The sequence below is a fragment of the Streptomyces viridosporus genome, from assembly GCF_002078235.1.
In the GTDB taxonomy this organism is placed as follows: Bacteria; Actinomycetota; Actinomycetes; order Streptomycetales; family Streptomycetaceae; genus Streptomyces; species Streptomyces viridosporus.
In genome coordinates, this window is the sequence record NZ_MSGP01000627.1 from 1 (window position 1) to 4041 (window position 4041).

Consider the following 4041-nt stretch of genomic DNA (forward strand, 5'->3'; position numbering starts at 1 on the left):
ACTGCCCCGCGTCGGACTGCCCCGCGTCGGACTGCCGCGCGTACGCGGCGCCCGCGGGCTCCTTCTCCCCCTCGCGCTCCTGACCGGCCGCCGCCGGCGCCGCCGCCTGCGCCAGCCGCGCCGTCCACCGCCGTGAGACGGAGGCGATCGCGACCAGCACCACCACGAGCCCGATCTTGACCAGCAGCAGCTGCCCGTAACGGGTGTCGGTGAACGCCGACCAGGAGCCGAGCTGCCGCCAGGACTGGTAGACCCCGGTGGCGACGAGCGCGACCACGCTGCCGAACGCGAGCCGGGAGAACCGCCGCACGGCGGTCCGGTCGACCGGGGTGTCGGCGGGCGCCCGGTAGAGCGCGACGAGCAGGGTGGTGAGTCCGCCGAGCCAGGCGGCGACGGCCAGCAGGTGGAGGACGTCGACCGGCATGGCGATGCCCGCCTGGAGCCCCTGGGAGGCGTGCTCGGACATGGCCCAGCTCGCGGCCAGCCCGGCCGCCACGACCGTCCCCCCGATCGCCAGCCCGAAGGTCAGGTCCCGCTTCTCCTCGTCCTCCCGCTTCTCGTACGCCCCGAACAGCACCGCGATGAACAGCGCCGCCGCGGCGAGCAGCAGCAGCCGGGACACCAGCGCCGCGCCGGTCTTGGTCTGGAGCACCTCCCCGAGCAGCGTCAGGTCGAAGATGTCGCCGACCTTTCCGGAGCGGGTGTACGAACCGCGCAGGAGCAGCAGCGCGAGCGTGGCCGCGGTGAGCGCGAGCCACCCGGAGACGACCAGCCGCTGCACCGCCCGCACCCCGGAGCCGCGCTGCCAGCAGGCGAGGACGAAGGCGGCCCCGCCCACCAGGACGACGAACCCGGCGTACGACACGTACCGGCCGAAGCCGTACAACCCGCCGACCAGCCCGTCGTCGGAGGCCTGGGCGGAGGCCGGGACGGAGGTCTCGGAGGGGGCGCCGATGGAGAAGGTGAAGGCACCGGCGACGGGGTGACTGTCCGCCGACACCACCTGGTAGGCCACGGTGTACGTGCCGTCGGGCAGCCCGCCCACCAGCTGTACGGAGTACGTGGTGCCGCTCGGGTTGACCGGGGCGCCCTTGTCGACCCGTTGGCCCTTGGGGTCGAGCACCCGAACGGCGTCGTCGCTCACCGCGATCGGCTCGGAGAAGGTGAGCGAGACCTGGGTGGGGGCCCGGTCGACCACCGACCCCTGCTGCGGATCGCTCCCGGTCAGCGCGGCGTGCGCGGAGGCGGGAGCGGCTCCGGCGAGGAGCGCGCCGGCGACGGCCAGGAACAGCAGTACCAGGGTCCGCAGGCGGGGGGCGATGGTCTGGGTCACGGGGGTGTCTCCCTCAGTGTCCGGTCTCGTGTCCGGTTCCGTGGCCGGTTTCGTCTCCGGCTCCCTGTCCGGTGGTGCGTCCGGTCTTCGGCGTGTAGGTGGCGGCCTTCACCGGGACCTCGACGGTGACGGGGTCGGACCGGTCGAAGCGCAGCTCGACGGAGACCTTCTGGCCCTCCCGGGGCCTCCGCTTCAGCTGCTCGAACATCAGGTGGTTGCCGCCGCTCTCCAGCACGAGGTTCCCGCGGGCCGGGATGTCGAGCCCGTCGACCTCCCGCATGGAGCCGTCGACGGTCTCGTGCACGGTGACCCGGTCGGCGATGTCGCTGCTGACGGAGGTCAGCCGGTCCGCCGCGCCGCCCTCGTTGGTGATGGTGAGGAAGCCCGCCGCCAGGTCCGACACCGGCTGGGGCATGTAGGCCGAGCCGACGGACAGGTCCGGGGCGCCCTCGCCGGAGCCCGAGCCGCCGCACCCGGCCAGGGCCAGTGCCCCGGCGACGGCCAGGGCGGTGGCCGCGCGGTGCCTCACGGCCGCTCACCCTTGATGAGCTCGGGGAGGTCCTCGGTGTAGTCGTCGACGGTGGCGTCCTCGCCGTAGAGGACGTAACCGCCGTCGGTCTTCGGCGAGAAGGCGATGACCTGGGTGCCGTGGTCGGAGACGACCTTGCCCTGGTCGTCCTTGCGCGGCGGGTCGATCGTGATGCCGAGGGTGCGGGCACCCGCCTGGATGGTGGCGAAGTCGCCGGTCAGGCCGACGACCTGGGGGTCGATGCCCTTGAGCCACGTGCCGAGCGCGGCGGCGGTGTCCCGCTCGGGGTCGGTGGTGACGAACACCACCCGCAGCTCGTCCTGCTGGTCCTGGGGCAGCTGCTTCTTGGCCACCGCGATGTTGTTCATCGTCAGCGGGCAGACGTCGGGGCAGTGCGTGTAGCCGAAGTAGATCAGCGTGGGCTTGCCCGCGGTCTCCTCGCGGAAGTCGTACTTCTTGCCGTGCGTGTCGGTGAGGACGAGGTCCGGCTTCTCGAACGGCTTGTCGAGCACGGTGGCCGCCTTGTCGGCACCGGCCTCCTCGGAGACCACGGCGACGGGCTTGCCGCCGTCGCCGTCGCCGCTGCCGCAGGCGGAGAGGGTCAGGGAGGCGGCGGCGAGCAGGGCGGCCGCCGCGAAGGTCTTCTTGCGCATGAAAGGTGTCCTGAGGTGAGGTGCTCCGGCGCGCACCGGGAGGCCACGGGCCGTGACCGGCCCGGTGCGCGCCGCTGAAAGGAGGACGGGGTCAGGCGGAGGTGCGCCGACGCCCGGCCAGAACGCCGTAGGCGACGCCCGCGGCACCGGTGACGATGCCGACGACGCCCAGAACGCGTGCGAGGGTGTCCGTGCCGCCGGAGTCGTCGGAGTCGGACGCCGCGGCGGTCTCGGCGGAGGCCTTCTCGGCGGACCCGGCGCCGTCCTCGGCCTTGTCGTCGTCCGAGGCGCCGTGGTGGCCGTCCCCGGAGGCCGCCGAGAGCGTGAGCACGGGGGCCGGGTGGTCGGGCTCCTCCTGGCCCTTCTGCGGCACCTCGATCCAGCGGACGACCTCCTTGTTGGAGTACGTCTGCAGGGCCTTGAAGACGAGTTCGTCCGTGTTCTCGGGCAGCGTGCCGACGGACACCGGGAACTTCTGGAAGAAGCCGGGCTCGACGCCGTCGCCGTCGGCGGTCCAGGTCACCTTGGTGACGGCCTCGTTGATCTTCCTGCCGTGCACCTCGAGCGGCTTGTCCAGCTTGGACTTGGTGACCTTGATGTCCCAGCCCTCGATCGGCTGCGGCATCACGGAGGCCAGCGGGTGCTCCGCGGGGAAGGTGATCTCCAGCTTGGTGGTCGAGGCGTCGTCCCGCTCGTTGGGGACCTTGAAGTTGACGACCGCGTAACCGCCCTGGGCGGCCTCCCCCTCGGGCTGCACGCTGACGTGCGCGAAGGAGGGGGTGGAGACGGCGAGGACGGCGGCACCGGCGACGGCGACGGCGGCGGCGATACGGGAAGCCTTCATGGCAGAAGCACTCCGCTTCGGTTGGGTTTCGCTGACGGTGAGGGACACGCGCCCGCGGCGGGAGGACCTCCTGGCCCTTCCCGGCCCCTCCCGGTCTTCCGGGGGAGGGCTCGGGCGCGGCGGAACCGGACGCACACGCGTGTGCCGCACGCCGGCGTCCCTCTCCCGGACCCGGGAACCGGGCGGCGGAGTGGTGGTCGCGGCGCGTCAGGCGGCGAGGGCGAGTGCGGTGGCGGCGGCCGGCGGGCCGCGGCGGATCACCGAGTGCTGGAGCGCGGTGGTGCGGGGCGCGGGCGGCTCGGGCAGCGCGGCGCACGGTGTGCGGGGGCCCGCCTCCGGCGTTCCGGGGAGCCCGGCGCGCAGGGCCCGCACCAGGGCGAGCGCGGCGCGGAGGGACCGTACGAGGGCCCCCTCGGCGACGCCGTGCGCCGACAGCTCGGTGAGCCGCAGCAGGGCCAGGTCGCCGCGGCGCAGCAGCCAGCCCGCGGCCGTTGCCGCGAGGACGTGGCCGAGCAGCATCGGCAGCGACGGCAGCAGGGACACCGGGGAACCCGCGGCGGTGGACAGGGCGTCCGCCGGGGTGCGCGCCGTGCCCGGGTGGATCCCCGCGTCGGCGAGGATGCGGTGGGCCTGCGCGGGACTGATCGCCGCCGCGCTGCTGGTGTGCGGGCCCAGCGCGGCG

The 4041-nt window shown here is 73.8% G+C and carries 4 protein-coding genes and 1 pseudogene; all 5 read right to left on the reverse strand.

Going from position 1 to position 4041, the window contains the following annotated elements; genetic code table 11:
- A partial coding sequence (locus B7L92_RS34600; protein ID WP_107501705.1) for a copper resistance CopC/CopD family protein occupies positions 1 to 1333 on the reverse strand: 1333 nt, incomplete at its 3' end.
- A 13-nt stretch (positions 1334 to 1346) separates the two neighbouring features.
- Positions 1347 to 1862 (reverse strand): copper chaperone PCu(A)C, encoded by a 516-nt coding sequence (locus B7L92_RS34605; RefSeq protein ID WP_081241191.1) that lies wholly within the window; start codon positions 1860 to 1862, stop codon positions 1347 to 1349.
- Entirely contained in the window at positions 1859 to 2515 is a 657-nt protein-coding gene (locus tag B7L92_RS34610; RefSeq protein ID WP_081241192.1) for an SCO family protein, read from the reverse strand. Before B7L92_RS34610 ends, B7L92_RS34605 begins: the two co-directional genes overlap by 4 nt.
- 91 nt (positions 2516 to 2606) lie before the next feature.
- Complete coding sequence (locus B7L92_RS34615) at positions 2607 to 3359, reverse strand: YcnI family copper-binding membrane protein (protein WP_081241193.1); 753 nt, start codon at positions 3357 to 3359, stop codon at positions 2607 to 2609.
- 207 nt (positions 3360 to 3566) lie between these two features.
- Positions 3567 to 4041 (reverse strand): annotated as a pseudogene (locus B7L92_RS34620) (hypothetical protein); the annotation flags it as partial.